We start from the raw sequence: 19,644 nt of genomic DNA, 5'->3' as shown, positions 1-19,644 counted from the left end.
CAAAAAGATAGAGACAAAAAATTAATTTTGTCTCTATCTCTTATTTTATTCCCAGCCTTCGATTTCTTTAGAAAAATCAGCTAGTTTTTGTGCGGCGTTAGCCTCTGTATCAGCCTTAACACCAATGTAGAATTTCAATTTTGGTTCAGTACCTGAAGGTCTAGCGGCGACCCAAGTATCATCAGCCAGAACATATTTCAATACGTCAGCCTTTGGTAAGCCAGTAGATTTAACACCTGCTTCTGTTGTGTCTGTATCTTTCAAGTAATCGATTGATTCAACAACTTTAACGCCATTGATTTCATCAATACCTTCTTCGCGAAGTGTCTTCATAATTTGAGCCATCTTATCTTTACCAGAGATACCTTCAAAAGTCTTAGAGATAGTCTTTTCACGATAATAGCCAAATTCCTTATAGAGATCTTCTAGTGCATCATAGATAGTCTTACCTTTTGATTCATAATAAGCTGCAGCTTCAGCCAACAATAGAGTTGATTGCATAGCATCCTTATCACGAACAAATGGCTTTACAAGATATCCATAACTTTCTTCAAATCCGAAGAGGAATTCATTGCTGCCAGTTTTTTCAAATTGTTCAATTTTTTCAGCAATGTACTTGAATCCAGTTAAAACATTAAGCATTTCAATGTCATATTTATTAGCAATAGCTGTTGCCAATTCAGATGAAACGATTGATTTAACTACGGCACCATTAGCTGGTAATTGATTAAGACCCTTCTTAGCTTGCAACAAGTAGTTCAAAAGAACTGAAGCAATTTGATTACCTGTCATCAATTTATAAGAACCATCTGGTTGTTTAACTGCAGCTCCTAAACGGTCAGCATCAGGATCTGTCGCAATTAAGATGTTGGCACCAATCTTTTTACCACGTTCGATTGCCAAATCAAAAGTTTGAGCAAATTCTGGATTAGGGAAAGGTGTTGTTGCAAATTCCGGATCCAAAATAGCTTGTTCTGTCACCATATTGAAATTCTTAAAGCCAAGCTTTTGGAAAATACGAGGAGCAATCATCTTACCAGTACCATGAAGTGGTGAATAAACAAACTTCATTTTATCACCGATATTGTTGATCAAATCACGGTTAACAATAACTGTTTCCAAATTCTTCATGTAGTTCAAATCAACGTCTTCACCAATAAGAGTTAATAATTTTTCTTCTCTTAATTTAGTTACCGGTTTTACCTTGATAGCAAACAAGTCGCTAGCTTTTCTAGCAAAACTAGTAATATTATCTGATTCAACTGGTGGCATTTGACCACCATCTGGTCCATAAATTTTAAATCCATTGTATTGTTTAGGATTATGGCTAGCAGTAATCATAATACCAGCGTATGTAGGTATACTTCTTACCGCAAAAGATAATTCCGGTGTAGGTCTTAAACTATCAAACACATAACTGTGAATTCCGTGAGCTCCCAAAACTTTTGCTGATTCATAAGCAAAATCTTGTGAATAGTAACGTGAATCATAACTGATTGCTACACCTTGTGACTTCAACTTATCATCCAGAGTATCCATAAAAGAAGCCAAACCTTCGGCTGCTTGACGAACAGTATAAATGTTCATTCTATTAATACCAGGTCCAATAAGGCCACGCATACCGGCAGTACCAAATTCCATTGGTTCGTAGAAAGCTTCTTCAGCAACCTTATCATCGTTCTTCATTTCATTAAGTTGCTCTTTCATATCTGGATCCAAATCTTTATAGTCGAGCCATTGTTGCATATTATCTTGCCAAGACATTAACTTGTCCTCCTAATTTGTAAGTACTTACAGCTATTATATCAATCATAGGGTACCATTTATATTTGATTACGACACTTTAAGCTATTTTTTTTAAAATATCCTTAAAAATCGACTACAAATATACAAATTATTCGAGGTTATTGCTGATGATTCTGTTTATATCCGTATCATAGTATCTTGCCAATGCAATCAGTGTATCAATGTCTGGCATTCTAATACCTGTCTCATAGTGAGATAAAGTTGTTACATCAATATTCAAATGTCTTGCTACTTCTTTTTGAGTTACATTCTTTTCTTTTCTTAGAACCTTAAGATTTCTAGCAATATTGAAACCAGATTCGTTCATCAATTGATTTATTTTTTTATCTACTACTTCACGCATAAGAATCACTTCCTGTCTTTTACTAATAGTATATGTTTAAACATGTCTATATTCAAACCAAATGCTAATAATAATTTTTTCAATATTTAGTCTTTTATTATTAGGTCAAGGCACGAAAAAAAGGATTACAAAATGGATATTCTCCATTTCATAATCCTCATATTTAGAATGCTTTTTATACTATTTTGTTGTTACTTTATCATCAGCAAGTTCCTGAATGTAACTGTATGCTTGTTGGCCAGCTATACCGCCCTCACCAACAGCTGTAGCTACTTGACGAAGGTCTTTCTTACGAACATCCCCAACAGCAAAGATTCCAGGGATATTTGTTTGCATATGTTCATTAGTGTTAATCCATCCATCCTCATCCAAAACGCCTAAGTCTTTGAATGGTTCTGTCATTGGTTTAATACCAACATAAATGAAAGCACCCTTAGCTGGAACAACGTGTTCTTCACCAGTTGTCTTATCAACATACTTAACACCGGAGACTTTATCGTCCTCACTCGTAATTTCCTTAACATCTGCATTCCAGACAAACTTGATCTTGTCATTCTTAAATGCACGGTCTTGTAAAATCTTTTGAGCACGCAATTGGTCACGACGGTGAATAATTGTTACTGATTTAGCTAGTTGTGTAAGATAAATTCCCTCTTCAACAGCGGAATCTCCACCACCGATAACAGCAACATCTTGATCCTTGAAGAAAGCACCATCACAAACAGCACAGTAAGAAACACCACGTCCTGACAATTCATTTTCGCCGGGAACCCCAATTTTCTTATATTGTGAACCAGTTGCAATGATTAATGCTTTAGCTTCATAATCACCATCATCAGTATGGATAATCTTAACATTACCCTTATCTTCAACTGATTGAACGGCACCATAACCAAAATCAGCACCAAATTGAGTTGAAGATTTATACATTCTCTCACTCAAATCTGGACCCAAAATTGATTCAAATCCAGGATAATTTTCAATCGCAGCGGTGTTGTTCATTTGACCACCATAGATACCACGATCAAGAATCATTACTGAAAGGTTGGCACGTGAAGCATATAAAGCGGCAGTTAAACCACCAGGACCTGCCCCAATAATTACTACATCGTATGTTTTCATCGTCGAATTACCTCCTATTACTCAACAAATATTACCATTTATTTTTTAATTATCAATTAGATTGCTCACAACTCATTATACCAAGGATCATTTTCATTCTTCCGACGATAAATAAAAATTCCAATAGCAACGAAAAATAGTACTAATGACAATACTTGTGAAACTCTCACACCCGGTAAGATATACAAACTATCTGTTCGCATACCTTCAACGAAAAATCTAACTGCTGGATACCAAATCAAATATGTTAAAAATACTTCACCACGTTTTAATAGATACTTACGATTTCTCAAAATTAAAATCAAAGCTAAACCAATTAAATTACCAACTGATTCATATAAGAAGGTTGGTTGACGATAGGCACCATTGATATACATCTGTTCAACAATAAAGTGCGGTAAATGTAACGATTGTAAAAAGTTTAATGTCGTTTTAGCGCCAAAAGCCTCTTGATTCATGAAATTGCCCCAACGACCAACTATCTGTCCTAAAAGAACTGAAGGTGCAGCGATATCTAACATCAACCAAGGCGAAATATTTCTTTTCTTGCATAGAACCAATAAAACAATAAATGCTGCAATTAAACCACCATAAATTGCAATACCACCATGCCAAATCTTAATTATTTCACTAGGATTAGCCAAATAATATGGTAATTCAAAAATAACATAATACAGACGAGCACCAACTAAAGCAATTGGAACTCCATATAAAACTAAGTCCAAAATGTTATCAGGGTCTAGATGTCTTTTCTTCGCTTCACGCATTGCCATAATAACTCCAATTAGAGCACCCATAGCAATAATAACTCCGTACCAGTGAATCTCTAGGCCACCTAGATTTAAAGCAATTGGGTTTAATGCTAGCAAATCAAAATTCATTACTTACCTTCTCCATCTTTTTCATTCTTTGTTTTTTCTTCATTCTCTTTGATCAACAATCCTAAATTATCTTCAAATTTCTTTGTAGCGTCATACCCCATCTTCTTAGCACGGTAGTTCATAGCAGCTACTTCGATAATGATGGAAATATTACGACCAACTTTAACAGGGACGGTAATTTGTGGTACGTCAACGTCAAAGAAAGTACGTCTATCTTCCAAAGTACCGATACGGTCATAATTCTTATCGGCAGACCAGTTTTCCAGATTAATAATCAATTGAATCTCACTTTGTGAACGAACGGCACCGGCTCCAAAGAGATTCATCACATCAATAATTCCAATACCACGAATTTCTAATAAGTGATTCAAGATCTTAGGTGCTTCACCAACAATAGTTTTTTCATCACGTTGATAAACATCAACACGATCATCAGCAATCAAACGATGACCGCGCTTAATTAATTCCAAAGCCGTTTCACTTTTACCAATCCCTGAATGACCTGTTAATAAGATTCCAATACCATAAACATCCACTAAAACACCATGAATTGATTCTCTAGGAGCTAACTTCTCATCCAAATATTCAGTAATCATACTTGATAGTCTGGTTGTTGGTAATTCTGATCCAATAACTGGAACATGATGTTCTTTAGCAGCTCTCAATAATTCCTTACTTGGTTGAATATTTCTTGAAATCAAAAGAACTGGTGTATCTTCGCGACACAATTCAAGCATCACTTTGTAACGATTATTGGAAGTCATTGAGCGAGAATATGAAGTTTCCGTTTGACCAAATAATTGAATTCGTTCACTTGGATAATAATCAAAATAACCCGTCAATTCGATTCCAGGACGAGAAATATCGGTTGTTATGACTTTTTTATCTTTTAATAACTCTTCTCCAGCATAAACCTTCAATTCATTATCCTTTACCATTTGAGATACTGTAACAAAATTTGTCATTGCTAACCCCCACAGATTCTTTATTTATAATAATTTTATCATTTTAGAAACAAAAAAACGCGTTCTAGACGCGTCTTTGAAAATTATTCATTGTATAACTATTAATGATCGAATTACAAATCGCCAGAATAACTGCAACGACTAATGCTGAACCAAATCCACTGAAATAAAAACTATTCGATCCAACTAGTGCCGAAGTCAATTCTAAAGTAATCGCATTTATTACAAATGAAAAAAGTCCAAATGTAATAAACGTAATTGGTAAAGAAATAATATGTAGAAGTGGTTTGATTGTCCAGTTCAAAATAGCTAGTACCAAGCTAGCGATAATTGCTGTGGCTAAAGTATCCACTCGAAACATACTGGGCAATAATCTAGCAATTGCTAGAAACAATAGAGTCTGTATTGCCACTTTTATAAGTAACTTCATTTCATACCCTCATTCTTTTTGAATCAGTAATATTTTTTGGCAGCTTTAGTGCCACGCTTTCTCTTATTAAAGTCCGTCTCCTGGATATTTCGTTTTTCTGGCAAAGAAAAGGCCAGAATTACATAAACCAAGGCTGGCAGAAAATAAGTAAGAGGCAACAGAAAGATAAAAACTAAACGTATCCAAGTCGAATCAATGCCAAAGTAAGCACCTAAACCACCGCATACACCTGCTAACATTCGATCTGTACTAGATCTTGTGATTCTTTCTTTCATATAAATTCACCTCAACTTGTCCAAAAAATATACTACATATCCATGAAAATATCAATTTTACTCATCAACATCAGGAATATGCTTCCGATTCAGTTCTACCACATGTCCAGTGTTTAAGTAAACAACCCATTCACAAATATTGGTTGCATAATCACCGACACGTTCCAAGTAACTGGCTACAAGCATATAAGACGAACCACTTAAAACATTTTCTACAGTTTTTTGCATATCTTTGATACATAATTCATTGATCAAAGTACTTTTAGCATCGATTTCCACATCACGATGAGCTACTTCTTCAGCCATCTTGCTATCCTTTTTCAAGTAAGCTTCTAGTGAATCTTCAACGATACTTGTACTCATCTCACCCATTTCCGCAATTAGTTTTTCAATTTCAGGAATTCTTGTTTCGCCCTTAACTCTAATTGTTTCCTGAGCAATACTTACCGCATGATCGCCCATTCTTTCTAAATCAGAACTAGCCTTTAAAACCGTTACAATCATTCTCAAATCAGATGTAACTGGTTGTTGTAAAGCAATCATTTCAAAGGATTCCTTTTCCAAGTCCATCTCTCGTTTATTGATCACATGATCATTACGAATAACTTCTTTGGCTAAAGATTTATCATGATCAATGTATGCTTTAACGGATTTCATAATGGCCTCACTAGCCATCATACCCATTTCTGAGAATCGTAAATGTAAGTTATTTAATTGTTCTTCGAAAGTAGTGCGCATCGTTTTTTCTCCTAACCGAATTTTCCTGAAATATAATCTTCAGTCTGTTTCTCTTTTGGATTTAAGAAAATATTCTTTGTTTTATCTGCTTCAATTAATTCTCCATTTAGGAAGAAGGCGGTTTGATCGGATATTCTCGAAGCCTGTTGCATATTGTGTGTAACAGTAATGATCGTATAGTCCTCACGTAGTGCCAACATTGTATCTTCAACCTTAGCCGATGAAATAGGGTCCAAAGCTGAAGTTGGTTCGTCTAATAAAATAATATCAGGTTTCACCGCTAAAACTCTAGCAATACATACTCTCTGTTGTTGACCACCTGAAAGTGACAATGCACTCTGATGCAATTTATCCTTCACATCGTCCCAAACAGCAGCATTCTTCAAACTAGTTTCAACAGCTTCATCCAAAATCGACTTATCTTTAACGCCAGCTAATCTCAGTCCATACACTACATTATCATAAATTGAGAACGGAAATGGATTAGGTTGTTGAAACACCATTCCAACTTGTTTTCTCAAAGCCACAGTATCGACATTAGGAGAATAGATATTCTTACCATCCAATGAGATGGTTCCTGTGATCGTTACATCGGGAATCAAATCATTCATTCGATTCAAACATCTTAAATACGTTGATTTACCACAACCAGAAGGACCAATTAAAGCTGTGATCTCATTCTTATTAAAATCTAAATTAATACCTTTTAATGCTTCTTTTTTTCCATAAAATAAATGTACATCGGAAGATGTCAAAATTTTCTCTGCCAAATCTAACGCTCCTATCCAAAGTGTCCCGAAACATAATCTTCTGTTATTTTGATCTTTGGACGAGTAAATATCTTTCTCGTCTCATTAAATTCCACAGCATGACCTAAATGGAAAAATGCCGTATAATCGCTTATTCTAGCGGCTTGTTGCATATTATGTGTAACGATGATAATCGTATAATTATCTTTTAAATTCATCATAGTCTCTTCAACATTTGAAGTTGAAATTGGATCTAGAGCACTAGCCGGTTCGTCCATTAAAAGAATATCAGGTTTCATTGCAATTGCTCTAGCAATACAGAGACGCTGCTGTTGACCACCTGAAAGGGCCAAAGCACTCTTGTTAAGATCATCTTTTACCTGATCCCACAATGAAGCTTGCTTCAACGTTGTCTCAACTATTTCATCCAATTTTTTCTTGTCATGTAATCCATGACGTTTTAATGCAAAGGTGATATTATCATAAATCGATTTAGAAAAAGGATTAGGACGTTGAAACACCATTCCAATATGTTTTCTTACTTCATAAATATCAACATTATTCTTATTGATATCCAATCCACGATACATAATCTTGCCTTTAACGCTTGCACCTTCAACGTTATCATTCATTCGATTCAATGATCTCAAGAAGGTTGACTTACCAGAACCAGAGGCTCCAATTAAAGACGTTATCTTATATCTTTCAAATTGCAAAGAAGCTTTATGCATCGCCTCTTTTTCACCATAAAACACTTGTAGATCTTCAGTCTTCATGGCGATTTCATGTTTATCCTCATCCAAATGAAGGATGTATTGTTGATCATTTTGTTCAATCATATCTTATTTACCCGTCATCTTTTTGTAAACTAAATTGCCAATATATCTAGATAGAAGATTAAAAATTAATACGGCAATAATCAAAACAGCCGAAGCACCTGCAGAAACTTGAACAGCATCTGGAATCAAACCTTCAGAGTTGACCTTCCAAATATGAACAGCTAAAGTTTCAGCTGGTCTCATTAAGTTTAGAGGACTAGTTATACTGAAAATATTGAAATTAGTAAAATCTAGTGGTGGCGCACTCTGTCCAGCAGTATAAATCAAGGCAGCAGCTTCACCAAAAACTCTACCAGCACCAATAATCATTCCGGTAATAATACCAGGTAGTCCATCAGGAATAATAACATGGATAACAGTCTCCCACTTTGATAAACCTAAAGCTAATCCTGCTTCACGTTGTGACTGTGAAACTGATTTTAATGAATCTTCAACATTTCTAGTCAAAATTGGTAGATTAAAAACTGTTAATGTCAAAGCACCAGACAAAATTGAAAATCCAAATTTGAAACTGATAACAAAAATCAAGAATCCAAACAAGCCAACAACAATCGATGGCAGAGAACTTAAAACTTCAATTGAAACTCTGATTAATTCAACAAATTTATTTTTTCCCGCATATTCTGATAAATAAATACCAGCCGAAATAGAAATGGGAATAGAAATTAACATTGATAAAATCAGTAAGAAGAAGGAATTAAATAGTTGAACTCCTACACCACTACCGGCTTGAAATGCTTTAGAGCCAGAAGTTAAGAAATGCCAATTAACATAACGTAATCCACTGCCCAAAATATAAACTAATAAACCTATCAGAATCAAAACAATAATACCGGACATAAAATAAATTACGCCAGTAGCAATCTTATCTTTAGTTTTTTCGTTAAACATTAGAATTCACCTCGCTTGGCGATTGTTCTAATAACAAAATTAAAGAGTAAGGACATCAAGAGAAGCAACAAGGCCAATGACCATAGAGCATTATTGGATGTTGATCCCATAATAGTATTTCCCATATTCATGGTTAGAACACTAGTTAAAGTTGATGATGGCGAAACCAAATTCTGTGGTAATAACATTGCATTACCAATAACCATTTGAACAGCCAATGCTTCACCGAAAGCACGAGCCATTCCGAAAACAACAGCTGTCAAAAGTCCTGGTGTTGCCGCTCTTAAAACCACTTTATGGATGGTTTGCCATCTAGTAGCACCTAAAGCAAGCGATGCTTCACGATAATAGCGTGGAACCGCCTTTAAAGCATCAACTGACATTGACGTGATAGTTGGTAATATCATAACAAATAAAACAAATGATCCCGCTAAAATACCAAAACCACTACCACCAGCAATTGTTCTTACAGCAGGTACCACAATTGTTAAACCGATGAATCCATAAACAACTGAAGGAATACCAACAAGTAATTCAATTACAGGTTGTAAAACTTTGCGGCCCCAACTTGGTGAAATCTCAGTCATAAAAATTGCTGCAGCAATAGCAAAAGGTGTCCCTATCAAAGCTGCAATCAAAGTAACTGAAAATGAACCAATAATCATCGGTGCAGCACCAACGATTGGATGTCCAGCACTGTCTAATTTATTTGGAGCCCAAACAGAATGAGTCAAGAAATCAATCGGATTGACACCATCTTTAATAAAAATAATGACACCTCTTGAAGCAATAAATCCGATAATCGTGACAACTAATAAAACAATGATGGCAGTAAAACTGAAAGAAATAATCTTACCCCGAGTTTCCCTTTTGGCAGATACCGATTTTCTAGTTAAACTTTCTCTAATTGGATCTTTCAATTATTTTACCCCCTTTGAAACGGGCGTAACATTGCCCTTATAATCCTTTTCATACTTCATTTCGTTCATGGGAACATAATTCATTTTCTTAACTACGTTCTGTTGAACATGTTTGGTCATAATAAAATCCAAAAAGTCTTTAGTCATACCGGTAGGTTTACCATTGGTATACAAGTGCTCATAAGACCAAATCTTCCATGTATTATTCTCAATATTTTCAATAGTTGGTTCTACGTTATTAACCGCAATTGTTTTTACGGTGTCATTTAAGTATGGCATAGCCAAATAACTAATTGCACCATCCGTATTGTAGACAATTTGTCTGACCATTCCACTGGAATCTTGTTCTTGCGAACGAACAAATGGTGTTCCATTCATAACATCACTCTCAAATGATGCACGTGTACCACTTCCATCGGCACGATTAATGATTGTGATTGGTAAATCTTGTCCGCCAACTTGCTTCCAATTCTTTACCTGACCAGAAAAAATTTGTCTTAATTGCTTAATTGTCAGGGATTTAACTTTTACATCTTTGTTAACTACTGGAACCATACCTACTGCAGCTATTCGATGATCAACAAGTTTACTAGCATCAATATCTTTTTTCTGTTCTGCATATAAATCAGAATTACCGATATTGACCGCACCTTGCTGAATCTGGCTCAGTCCTGTACCAGTTCCACCACCTTGTACATTTACGTACTGATTAGGGTTACTCTTTGTAAACTCTTCCCCGGCAAGTTCAACTAATGGTTGGGCAGCTGAAGATCCAACCGCCGTAATAGTTTCTTGGCTTCCGCTGCCTTTGCAACCACTCAAAACGAGTATGCTGGAAAACATAATTGCAAATAATGCGACAAGTCTTTTTTTCAATGTTCTCACCTCTATCCAACTAGGATAGTACAACATTGTATATTTTTTGTATAAAAAAAAGTCATGATAAAATAAATTATTTTATCATGACAATTTTTTCTATTTTATAAAGGAATATTTACCGTAAAGGTTGTTCCCAATCCCTTGTGAGATTCCATACGAATATCTCCATCTAGAGTATCAAGAGTTTCTTTAACAATTGCCAAACCTAGACCAGTACCACCTGTTTCCAAGCTTCTAGAACGATCGACACGATAGAATCTTTCAAAGATTCGCCCCTGATCCGCCTCAGAAATTCCAATACCAGTATCTTTAATAATAAATTTGAGACGATTTTCAATCTCATCGTGATGTACTTCTATGTCAATTTCACCATTCTCTTTATTATATGAAATAGCATTTTTTATCAAGTTTCGAATAACTAAGTTAAGTTTCTCCTTGTTGATAGTCACATCTTCATTACCAAAGAATTGCTTCTTGATTGTTAAATTATGCTTCTTAATTGCTGGATCTTGACGTTCCAAAATACTATCAAGATCTTCGCGTAAGTTGACCATTTCGGCCTTATAATTTCCCTTTTTAACCCGCGAAAGTGACAAGATATCCTGAATCAATTCTGTCAAACGTATACTTTCACTATGAATTATCTTTAAGAAATGATCCAGTTTTTCAGGATCATCTTTAGCACCGTTCAACAAGGTCTCTGAGAACCCTTCAATTGAAGTTACAGGTGTCTTCAACTCATGACTGACATTATTAACGAAGTCTACTTGCATTCTTTCAATTTGACGACTTTCTGTTAAATCATACAAAATAACTAAGACTTGCTGGTCAAAATCTTCACGCGTATGTACCAAACGAATAACATTCGCATCGACAAACTTTTGTGAGTTACCAACTAATTGAATTTCACGATGATGATTCTTATTTTTGCGCAAAGTATGCTCAATCATCCTACTCAAGCTATAAGTCTTAATATCTTCAATGAATGGATGAATATCATTAGAGATGTTCACGTCTAAAAGACCAGCCATTGCTTGATTATGCATCAAAACATCCCCTTGAGAATTCAGTAACATTACACCAATTGGTAAATGTCCAACTAAACCTCTGAATCGTCTCTCACGTAAACGAACATCATCTCGTAAGTCATTAATATCCATACTAATTTTGTTAGTTTGTTCAACTAAGCCATATAATTCATCATCCGGTGACAAAATAAGCGAAGCCATTTCCTTATTTTTACGTACACGTCTCAAATTTTCAGTCACACTCTTAATATCATTGCTGAGAATTTGACGCTTACGATAGTAGAACAAAATAACAGAATCAGTGATAACAAAATACATCAAAGCAACTAATATAAATGTTAATGGGGCCTGACTCCAAAGACGATTATATCTTTTAGCAACTACGTACCGACTAGATCCTGGTAAATAATACATAATTCTTTCGCCAAAGTTAACATCGGTAACATAATTTTTACCTGGAGCTATCCGACCACGATGGAACATGTCATAAGCCTTTTTCTGTAAATAAGTATTCTCTTTACTGGAATCAACATAATCCAAACCAGCAATCCTTGCTGCTTCTGATGGATCATGATTTTTCTTTAATTCTTGATACGAAACGGTCTCTTCAGTAAACATATCCTTTTGTGAATCGCCCAAAATAGTATCGGAAAAAATCACCAACACAACAAAGATAACTACTGAAATCAAAATAGCAATTATAGGTCCTATTCTTCTTTTCATCGTTATACCTCTAAAATATAACCGAATCCATGCACGGTTTTTATTATTTGTGGATCTTTGGTGTCCTTTTCAATTTTATCACGGAGGTGGCTAATTTGGATATCAACCATCCTCATTTGTGAATTGGAATTAATTCCCCAAACATTATCAAAAATTTGTTCACGTGAGACGACAATCCCTTTGTTTCTAATCAAAAACTCCAGTAATTCATATTCTTTTTTTGTCAAACTAATTTCTTGGCCATCAATAATCAAACTTTTAACATCGGTATTAAGTTGAAAACTGTTTTTTTTCTGTTCATGAGATGTTCTTCTCAAAACAACTTCAATTCTCGCTAAGAGTTCCTTAATACTAAATGGTTTTGTTACGTAATCATCAGCACCACTAATCAAGCCTTTAATTTTAGTATCTTCTGAATCCACTGCAGTTAAAAAAATAACGGGAGTAAGATTACCAGATTCACGCATCTTTTTCAGAACTTCCATACCGTTCATTTTAGGCAACATTTGATCAAGCAACATCAAATCGAAATCCCCATTACTTATTTTTTCAAATGCCATTGCACCATCAGTTGCCGTTGAAACCTGATAGTCATTACTTTCCAAATTGTATTCAATTAACTCTAAAATTGCAGGTTCATCGTCAACAACTAAGATTTTACTTTTCATTTATCTTGGCCCCTTGTAGTTTCCACTGAAGATAAGCATATATAAACGGATCCAGATCCCCATCCATTACCGCTTGTCCATTTCCTGATTCATAGTTGGAACGATGATCCTTAACCATAGTATATGGATGGAATACATATGAACGAATTTGTGAGCCCCAGCCGATATCCTTTTGTTCACCTTGAATTTCGGCATGTTTCTTGGCACGTTCTTCTTCCTCTCTTTGGAAAAGCTTAGCCTTCAACATATTCATTGCTGTTTGTCTATTTTGTAATTGTGAACGTTGAGCTTGTGAACTAACAACGATTCCTGTAGGTAGATGAGTAATTCGTACTGCTGAAGAAGTCTTGTTAATATGTTGACCACCGGCACCAGAGGATCTAAAAACATCGACTCTCAAATCATCATCATTAATTTCAACATGAATACTGTCATCTAATTCAGGCATCACATCAACCGAAGCAAAAGAAGTATGGCGTCGACCAGCCGAATCGAATGGTGAGATTCTAACTAATCGATGGACTCCTCTTTCGGAACGTAACAAACCATATGCATTTTTTCCACGAATCATCATCGAAACACTCTTGATTCCAGCTTCATCACCAGGCTGGTAATCTTCAATCTCAATGGAAAAATTATGTTGATCAGCCCATCTTTGATACATTCTCAACAACATAGAACCCCAGTCTTGAGATTCAGTACCACCGGCACCAGGATGGATTTCCATAATAGCATTGTGAGAATCATATGGTTCTGATAACAACATCATTAACTCATACGAACGTAATTTTTGGGACAAATCAGACGAATCGTCTACCATCTGTTCCATCAATTCATCTTCTGGATCTTCTTGATATAACTCTGCTGAAACTTTAATGTCATCTAACCCTTGGCTTAATTCTTTGAAGTTATCATATTTATCCTTCATGGCTTTTGTATCATCAATCACCTTTTGAGCTTTATCGTGATCATCCCAAAAACCAGTCTCAGCCATCCGACCTTCATTCTCAGCAATGCTTTCTTCTAGGGCATCTAAGTCAAAGAGACCCCCTGAATTGACTTATTTTGTTTTCCATCTCTGAAATTTTATTTTTAATTTCACCAAATTCCATATAATCACCCTTATAAAAAAAGCAGGCCCAAGGCCCGCTTTTTATCTTTCCATATTTTGTCTGATTTCGGCCTTCATGAATAATCTAGTTACATCATATTCAATATCAGAAACCATTTCTTCAAACATACGGTATCCTTCTTCTTGGTACTCAACTAAAGGATTTAATTGACCGTATCCACGTAATCCAATTGATTGACGTAATTGATCCATAGCATCGATATGATCTGTCCAGTGTTCATCAACAACTCTCAAAATAACAACCTTTTCAAATTCTAGCATTTGAGCAGGATCTCCAAGTTGTTCTTTCTTTTCTTCATAGTTCTTATTAACAATGTCCATCAAATATTTAACAATATCATCGGCACTCTTTAATTGTAAGTCAACGGCTGAAATTTGATTTTCATTAACTAAGGCAGACTTAGCAAAGTCAACGATTGCTTCCAATTCCCAATCTTCTTGTTTACCTTGAGTATGGACGTTAACTTGAGCTTGAATTGTTCGTTTAAGCATTGGAAGTAATACACGATCAAGATCTTTATCTTCAGTAATAACTTCCATTCTTTCTTTATAAATGACTTCACGTTGTTCACGCATAACATCATCATATTGAAGAGTATTCTTACGTGTATCATAGTTATTACCTTCAACACGTTTTTGAGCAGATTCAACTTGACGTGTCATCATCTTACTCTGAATAACAGCATCATCATCTTCGATCTTCAAAGTCTTAAGCACACGCTTAATACGTTCAGAACCGAAACGCTTCATCAAGTCATCTTCTAGAGACATGTAGAATTGTGTAACACCAGGATCACCTTGACGACCAGAACGTCCACGAAGCTGATTATCAATACGACGTGATTCATGACGTTCAGTACCGAGAACAGCCAAACCACCTATTTCTCTCACACCAGGTCCAAGCTTGATATCAGTACCACGACCAGCCATATTAGTAGCAATGGTTACAGCGCCACGTTGACCAGCGTTCATGATAATTTCAGCTTCCTTAGCATGGTTCTTAGCATTCAAGACAGCATGAGGAATACCTTCACTGTCAAGTAATTTAGATAGATATTCAGAAGATTCAACCGCAACAGTACCAACCAAGATAGGTTGTCCCTTTGCATGACGTCTCTTGATATCCTCAACAACAGCAGCAAACTTACTCTTCAATGTTGGATAAAGAAGATCATCTTTATCATCACGAATAACTGGTTTGTTAGTTGGAATAGAAATTACTTCCATGTTGTAGATTTCTCTAAATTCTTCAGCTTCAGTCTTTGCAGTACCAGTCATACCAGACAACTTATCATACATACGGAAGAAGTTTTGGTAAGTGATGTTAGCCATAGTCTTAGTTTCATCTTGAATTTCTACACCTTCCTTAGCTTCAATAGCTTGGTGTAGTCCATCAGAATAACGACGACCATCCATAACACGACCAGTAAACTGATCAACAATCTTTACTTCGCCCTCTTGAACCACATAATCGATATCAAGACTCATGATGAAGTTAGCACGTAAAGCCTGATCCAAATGGTGATTCAAAACTGTGTTGTCAATATCATAAAGGTTATCAAGGCCAAAGTAATCTTCGGCTTTTCTAATTCCTGTTTCTGTTAAACTAATTGATTTTGTAGGCCAATCGATCTTGTAATCATCTTTTTCAAGAGTCTTAGCAAAACGATCTGCACGAACATACATAGCAGTTGATTTTTCGGCTGCACCAGAAATGATCAAAGGTGTTCTGGCCTCATCGATTAAGATAGAGTCAACCTCATCGACAATTGCAAAGTGAAGTGGACGTTGTACCATTTGTTCCTTGTAAACGACCATGTTATCACGCAAATAATCAAAACCTAGTTCACTATTTGTTGAATATGTAACGTCACAATTATAAGCAGCACGTTTTTCCTCAGAATCCATACTATTCAAATTCAAACCAACGGTTAAGCCAAGCCATTTATATAGCTCACCCATTTCCTTGGCATCACGACCGGATAGATACTCATTAACGGTAACAACATGGACACCTTTACCAGCTAAAGCATTCAAATAAACTGGTAATGTAGCTGTCAAAGTCTTACCTTCACCAGTTTTCATTTCAGCAATATTACCTTCATGCAAAGTAATACCACCAATTAATTGAACCTTAAATGGATAAAGTCCAAGGACTCTTTTAGCTCCTTCACGAGCAGTAGCAAAGGCTTCTGGCAAAATATCATCTAGTGTTTCACCCTTTGCTAGTCTTTCTTTAAATTCAGGAGTCTTAGCTTGAAGTTCTTCATCAGAAAGCTTGCTATAAGCATCAGCATAACTTTCAATCTTATCGGCAATTTTGCCCATACGTTTGACTTCTCTTTTGTCGCTTTCGACCCATCTTCTTAGCGGATTTGCCATATTTATATATCTCTCCTAAGTGTAAATGAACATACTCTTAATAGTAGCATTTTTTTTTAAACTTTTAAACTTAATATCGTCAAATAGACTTTTCAGGTCTACAATGATACACCATTTTACGCCTCAGTAGTGTTAAGAATACTTTACAAAGCTCTACAGACAACAAAAAAGCCTGAAGCATAAGCTCCAGACCAATTGTTATTCATTTTAAATTATTAATTATTCATTAGTTTCAATTAAGCCATATCTGCCATCGTTACGTTTATAAACGATACTTGCACCATTTGTTTCTGAATCTTCAAAGATGAAGAATTCATGTCCAAGCATTTCCATTTGTAGAACAGCTTCTTCTGCATTCATTGGTTTCAATGAAAGACGCTTTGTTCTTACGATATCTGACTTATCTTCTTCAGTTTCTTCAGGTGTTACATCATCCAAAGGAATATCCTTTAGACTGCCGCCCTCACGGCTCTTACGATTTACACGTGTCTTGAACTTCTTGATTTGTCTTTCAAGCTTATCAATTACTAGATCGATTCCAGCGTACAAATCATCATTGACTTCTTCAGCTCTCAATGTGATATATGACAGAGGAATTGTAACCTCGACTTTTGTACCCTTTGATGGATATGTTTTCAAATTTACATGTGCAATAGGATTACTGTCATCGCTAAAGTATTTTTCCATTTTGGAAATTCTTTTTTCAACGTATTCACGAATTGATGAAGTTACCTCAATATTTTCACCACGTACATTAATAGTTAACATAATAATCTCTCCTTCCGACGAGTAGGAAATTAAAGAGCATCTTTACATCTCTTTAATGCAATTATAATATTCTTAAGCCCATATGACAACGTTTTCACTACCTTGATAATGAAAACGTGCAAATATTTTTAAATCCGTAGCTTAAAAATATATCATGAGCGTACATCAAAGTCCGTCCTGTCGTATAAATGTCATCTAATATCAAAATTCTTTGATTCTTTTGAAAATTATTAATTTCGGGCAAAGCGGAGAATGTTTGTGGAGTCTGCATTCTCTCCAAACGATTTTTTTGAGCTTGGGGTTTGTCGGCATCAATTTTAAACAAAAGTTTCTTTAGATCAAAGATATCAGCATACAATTCATAAACGGGATCAAAGCCACGTTTTTCAAAATGGCTTTGACTTGCGGGAACATAAGTAACTACATCAAAGTGATTTTTTAAAGACCAACTCTTTATATCTTGATAAAATAATTTTGCTAACAAGACATCTCCATATCGTTTATACAGCTTGAAATAGCTGTGTATGAACTGATTATACTCAAACAAAGCCTGATGGCAATTGGTTTTACCATATTTTTGCTCCCAAATGAGACAATCTGAGCAGATTCCCTCACTATCTGGCTTAAAACATCGCGGACAATTATGCCGATTCTTCAAGGGTGCCAATTGTTGACGACATAAATTGCAGATATAATTCGGTATAATTTCTTTTAAAGAAAATATTTCTGATATTTTTAAATTATTATTTATTTCAGCCCCACAATTTAAACATTTCATTTCTTCACCTGTTGATTCAAATACCGGATTTCCCTACAAGCTTGGTGGATTTGAAGATTGTAATAGCGATAGTAATAATGTACTTCATCATCGAAATACTTTTTATCCCGACCTGCGCGGCCAGCAATCTGTATCAACGAAGTCCTTGAAAACTCTTTAGCATCAGCATTCAGTACTAAGACTATTACTCGTTTAAAAGTAACACCTCGTTCTAAGATTGTTGTTGTTAAAATGGCCTGAACTTGATGTTCACGAAATTGTTGCACCTTTTCTAAACGCTTTTTATCAAGAGAACTAACACTCACAAATGATAACGTTGGATAATATTTTCCTAATTTTTGGGCAAACTTCTCCATAACAGAAATTGATGGAAAAAATATCATCAAACGCTGATGATTATTTACAATCTGATTGAGTTTTAAACGTAGTCTAGGATTGATACCTAGAAAGTTTATTTCTTTGAATAATAAATGACAGTGTGGTTCTGGCAATGGGTGACCGTGAAATCTTTGATATAATTTAGTAAGTGTTATTTGTCCTTTCTCTACCTTTTGTAGAAGTTTTTTAGGTGGCGTAGCTGACAAGTAAATCGTCATCCCCATATCCTTTTTGGATTTCTTAATCGCTTGATGTAACATTTGGTTACCCGCTAAAGGATAAGAATCCACTTCATCAATAATCAATACATCAAAAGCTTTCTCAAATCGGATCAATTGATGAATGGTCATGACGGCTATTTTTGTAAGATGATACCTTTCCAAACTTTTACCATGGAAAAGACCTATCGTCGTTTTTGGAAAAACCTTTTGTAATCTAGGAAAGAGTTCAATACAAACGTCTACACGTGGGGAACAAATAGCGACTCGTTGTTGCTTGATTAATGCCTGCTCAATTAATGGAAAAATCATCTCCGTTTTTCCCGCACCAGTGACGGCCCAGACCAAGTGATCTTTATGACTGTTAAAGGCATTTAAAAGCTCATGGACGCCTCTTTGCTGATTACTGGTCAATACACCATTCCAGCTCAAATACTCCTCTTGCACTGGAAATACAACATCTGAGCTAGTTATTAATAGAGCGTCCCTTGAACTAATCTTTCCTAAATTGATACAATGACGACAATAACTATATTTACCTGATTTTTGAGGTAACCTCATCAAACAGCGTCGACAGTATCTTTCACCTTTAATTTGATAAGTCGCATCTGTTTGCATTGCTCCCTGATCAAGTAAGATCTTTTTCAAATCAGGGGTTAATTCTTTGGCATTAAAAATTTTGCCACCGAGATACTCATTTAAATTAGTCATAATTAAAATTACGTAAAGGA

At 35.4% G+C, this 19,644-nt stretch carries 20 protein-coding genes; all 20 read right to left on the bottom strand.

What is annotated here, in order from left to right; translation table 11 throughout:
* Nucleotides 1-45 precede the first annotated feature (45 nt).
* Entirely contained in the window at nucleotides 46-1,764 is a 1,719-nt protein-coding gene (locus tag ATN92_RS06770; protein ID WP_056953957.1) for a phospho-sugar mutase, read from the bottom strand.
* Nucleotides 1,765-1,894: 130 nt separating this feature from the next.
* Nucleotides 1,895-2,149 carry a helix-turn-helix domain-containing protein gene (locus tag ATN92_RS06765; RefSeq protein WP_054643103.1) on the bottom strand — a complete coding sequence of 85 codons (255 nt, stop codon included), beginning with the start codon at nucleotides 2,147-2,149 and terminating at the stop codon, nucleotides 1,895-1,897.
* Nucleotides 2,150-2,329: 180 nt separating this feature from the next.
* Nucleotides 2,330-3,271, bottom strand: coding sequence for a thioredoxin-disulfide reductase (gene trxB, locus ATN92_RS06760; RefSeq protein ID WP_056953955.1), 942 nt, complete (start codon nucleotides 3,269-3,271; stop codon nucleotides 2,330-2,332).
* Nucleotides 3,272-3,336: 65 nt separating this feature from the next.
* Nucleotides 3,337-4,152, bottom strand: coding sequence for a prolipoprotein diacylglyceryl transferase (gene lgt, locus ATN92_RS06755; protein WP_056953953.1), 816 nt, complete (start codon nucleotides 4,150-4,152; stop codon nucleotides 3,337-3,339).
* Nucleotides 4,152-5,117 (bottom strand): HPr(Ser) kinase/phosphatase, encoded by a 966-nt coding sequence (gene hprK, locus ATN92_RS06750; protein ID WP_054643101.1) that lies wholly within the window; start codon nucleotides 5,115-5,117, stop codon nucleotides 4,152-4,154. The genes lgt and hprK overlap by 1 nt, the downstream gene beginning before the upstream one ends.
* Nucleotides 5,118-5,181: 64 nt before the next feature.
* A complete protein-coding gene (locus tag ATN92_RS06745; protein WP_056953952.1) occupies nucleotides 5,182-5,547 on the bottom strand; it encodes a phage holin family protein in 366 nt (121 codons plus the stop codon).
* A 23-nt stretch (nucleotides 5,548-5,570) separates the two neighbouring features.
* Nucleotides 5,571-5,822 carry a PspC domain-containing protein gene (locus tag ATN92_RS06740; protein ID WP_056953950.1) on the bottom strand — a complete coding sequence of 84 codons (252 nt, stop codon included), beginning with the start codon at nucleotides 5,820-5,822 and terminating at the stop codon, nucleotides 5,571-5,573.
* A gap of 57 nt (nucleotides 5,823-5,879) precedes the next feature.
* On the bottom strand, nucleotides 5,880-6,560 hold the full coding sequence (phoU, locus tag ATN92_RS06735; RefSeq protein WP_054643098.1) for a phosphate signaling complex protein PhoU: 681 nt from the start codon (nucleotides 6,558-6,560) through the stop codon (nucleotides 5,880-5,882).
* A gap of 11 nt (nucleotides 6,561-6,571) precedes the next feature.
* Entirely contained in the window at nucleotides 6,572-7,330 is a 759-nt protein-coding gene (gene pstB / locus ATN92_RS06730) for a phosphate ABC transporter ATP-binding protein PstB (RefSeq protein ID WP_056953948.1), read from the bottom strand.
* 11 nt (nucleotides 7,331-7,341) lie between these two features.
* Nucleotides 7,342-8,148, bottom strand: a complete 807-nt coding sequence (pstB, locus tag ATN92_RS06725; RefSeq protein WP_025084590.1) for a phosphate ABC transporter ATP-binding protein PstB — start codon at nucleotides 8,146-8,148, stop codon at nucleotides 7,342-7,344.
* Nucleotides 8,149-8,151: 3 nt separating this feature from the next.
* Nucleotides 8,152-9,039, bottom strand: coding sequence for a phosphate ABC transporter permease PstA (pstA, locus tag ATN92_RS06720; RefSeq protein WP_056953946.1), 888 nt, complete (start codon nucleotides 9,037-9,039; stop codon nucleotides 8,152-8,154).
* Complete coding sequence (pstC, locus tag ATN92_RS06715; protein ID WP_025084591.1) at nucleotides 9,039-9,959, bottom strand: phosphate ABC transporter permease subunit PstC; 921 nt, start codon at nucleotides 9,957-9,959, stop codon at nucleotides 9,039-9,041. The genes pstA and pstC overlap by 1 nt, the downstream gene beginning before the upstream one ends.
* Nucleotides 9,960-10,835, bottom strand: a complete 876-nt coding sequence (locus ATN92_RS06710; RefSeq protein WP_056953944.1) for a phosphate ABC transporter substrate-binding protein PstS family protein — start codon at nucleotides 10,833-10,835, stop codon at nucleotides 9,960-9,962. It abuts the gene before it with no gap.
* Nucleotides 10,836-10,939: 104 nt separating this feature from the next.
* Complete coding sequence (locus ATN92_RS06705; RefSeq protein WP_056953942.1) at nucleotides 10,940-12,589, bottom strand: sensor histidine kinase; 1,650 nt, start codon at nucleotides 12,587-12,589, stop codon at nucleotides 10,940-10,942.
* A 2-nt stretch (nucleotides 12,590-12,591) separates the two neighbouring features.
* The gene (locus tag ATN92_RS06700; protein ID WP_056953939.1) at nucleotides 12,592-13,257 is read right to left on the bottom strand and encodes a response regulator transcription factor; all 666 of its coding nucleotides are present in this window, start codon (nucleotides 13,255-13,257) and stop codon (nucleotides 12,592-12,594) included.
* A protein-coding gene (gene prfB, locus ATN92_RS06695) for a peptide chain release factor 2 (protein WP_179207684.1) occupies nucleotides 13,247-14,369 on the bottom strand; the annotation gives its coding sequence in 2 pieces (ribosomal slippage) (nucleotides 13,247-14,296 and nucleotides 14,298-14,369; 1,122 coding nt in all). The genes ATN92_RS06700 and prfB overlap by 11 nt, the downstream gene beginning before the upstream one ends.
* Nucleotides 14,370-14,410: 41 nt before the next feature.
* Nucleotides 14,411-16,771, bottom strand: coding sequence for a preprotein translocase subunit SecA (gene secA, locus ATN92_RS06690; RefSeq protein ID WP_056953937.1), 2,361 nt, complete (start codon nucleotides 16,769-16,771; stop codon nucleotides 14,411-14,413).
* Between the two features lie 219 nt (nucleotides 16,772-16,990).
* Nucleotides 16,991-17,539 (bottom strand): ribosome hibernation-promoting factor, HPF/YfiA family, encoded by a 549-nt coding sequence (gene hpf, locus ATN92_RS06685; protein ID WP_056953935.1) that lies wholly within the window; start codon nucleotides 17,537-17,539, stop codon nucleotides 16,991-16,993.
* 97 nt (nucleotides 17,540-17,636) lie between these two features.
* Complete coding sequence (locus tag ATN92_RS06680; RefSeq protein WP_056953934.1) at nucleotides 17,637-18,317, bottom strand: ComF family protein; 681 nt, start codon at nucleotides 18,315-18,317, stop codon at nucleotides 17,637-17,639.
* Nucleotides 18,314-19,624, bottom strand: a complete 1,311-nt coding sequence (locus ATN92_RS06675) for a DEAD/DEAH box helicase family protein (protein WP_056953933.1) — start codon at nucleotides 19,622-19,624, stop codon at nucleotides 18,314-18,316. Before ATN92_RS06675 ends, ATN92_RS06680 begins: the two co-directional genes overlap by 4 nt.
* Nucleotides 19,625-19,644 lie beyond the last annotated feature (20 nt).

Source organism: Companilactobacillus bobalius, assembly GCF_009764355.1.
The sequence above is the reverse complement of the archived record's forward strand: the minus strand, read 5'-3'. Positions and strand labels throughout refer to the sequence as shown.

Bases quoted from the DNA above. Each gene is read 5' to 3' on its own strand.
- pstB (WP_025084590.1), bottom strand. From the start codon at position 8,148: ATGATTGAACAAAATGATCAACAATACATCCTTCATTTGGATGAGGAT.
- hpf (WP_056953935.1), bottom strand. From the start codon at position 17,539: ATGTTAACTATTAATGTACGTGGTGAAAATATTGAGGTAACTTCATCA.
- ATN92_RS06700 (WP_056953939.1), bottom strand. From the start codon at position 13,257: ATGAAAAGTAAAATCTTAGTTGTTGACGATGAACCTGCAATTTTAGAG.
- hprK (WP_054643101.1), bottom strand. From the start codon at position 5,117: ATGACAAATTTTGTTACAGTATCTCAAATGGTAAAGGATAATGAATTG.
- ATN92_RS06770 (WP_056953957.1), bottom strand. From the start codon at position 1,764: ATGTCTTGGCAAGATAATATGCAACAATGGCTCGACTATAAAGATTTG.
- ATN92_RS06765 (WP_054643103.1), bottom strand. From the start codon at position 2,149: ATGCGTGAAGTAGTAGATAAAAAAATAAATCAATTGATGAACGAATCT.
- phoU (WP_054643098.1), bottom strand. From the start codon at position 6,560: ATGCGCACTACTTTCGAAGAACAATTAAATAACTTACATTTACGATTC.
- ATN92_RS06745 (WP_056953952.1), bottom strand. From the start codon at position 5,547: ATGAAGTTACTTATAAAAGTGGCAATACAGACTCTATTGTTTCTAGCA.
- trxB (WP_056953955.1), bottom strand. From the start codon at position 3,271: ATGAAAACATACGATGTAGTAATTATTGGGGCAGGTCCTGGTGGTTTA.
- ATN92_RS06740 (WP_056953950.1), bottom strand. From the start codon at position 5,822: ATGAAAGAAAGAATCACAAGATCTAGTACAGATCGAATGTTAGCAGGT.
- ATN92_RS06680 (WP_056953934.1), bottom strand. From the start codon at position 18,317: ATGAAATGTTTAAATTGTGGGGCTGAAATAAATAATAATTTAAAAATA.
- ATN92_RS06675 (WP_056953933.1), bottom strand. From the start codon at position 19,624: ATGACTAATTTAAATGAGTATCTCGGTGGCAAAATTTTTAATGCCAAA.
- pstA (WP_056953946.1), bottom strand. From the start codon at position 9,039: ATGTTTAACGAAAAAACTAAAGATAAGATTGCTACTGGCGTAATTTAT.
- secA (WP_056953937.1), bottom strand. From the start codon at position 16,771: ATGGCAAATCCGCTAAGAAGATGGGTCGAAAGCGACAAAAGAGAAGTC.
- lgt (WP_056953953.1), bottom strand. From the start codon at position 4,152: ATGAATTTTGATTTGCTAGCATTAAACCCAATTGCTTTAAATCTAGGT.
- ATN92_RS06705 (WP_056953942.1), bottom strand. From the start codon at position 12,589: ATGAAAAGAAGAATAGGACCTATAATTGCTATTTTGATTTCAGTAGTT.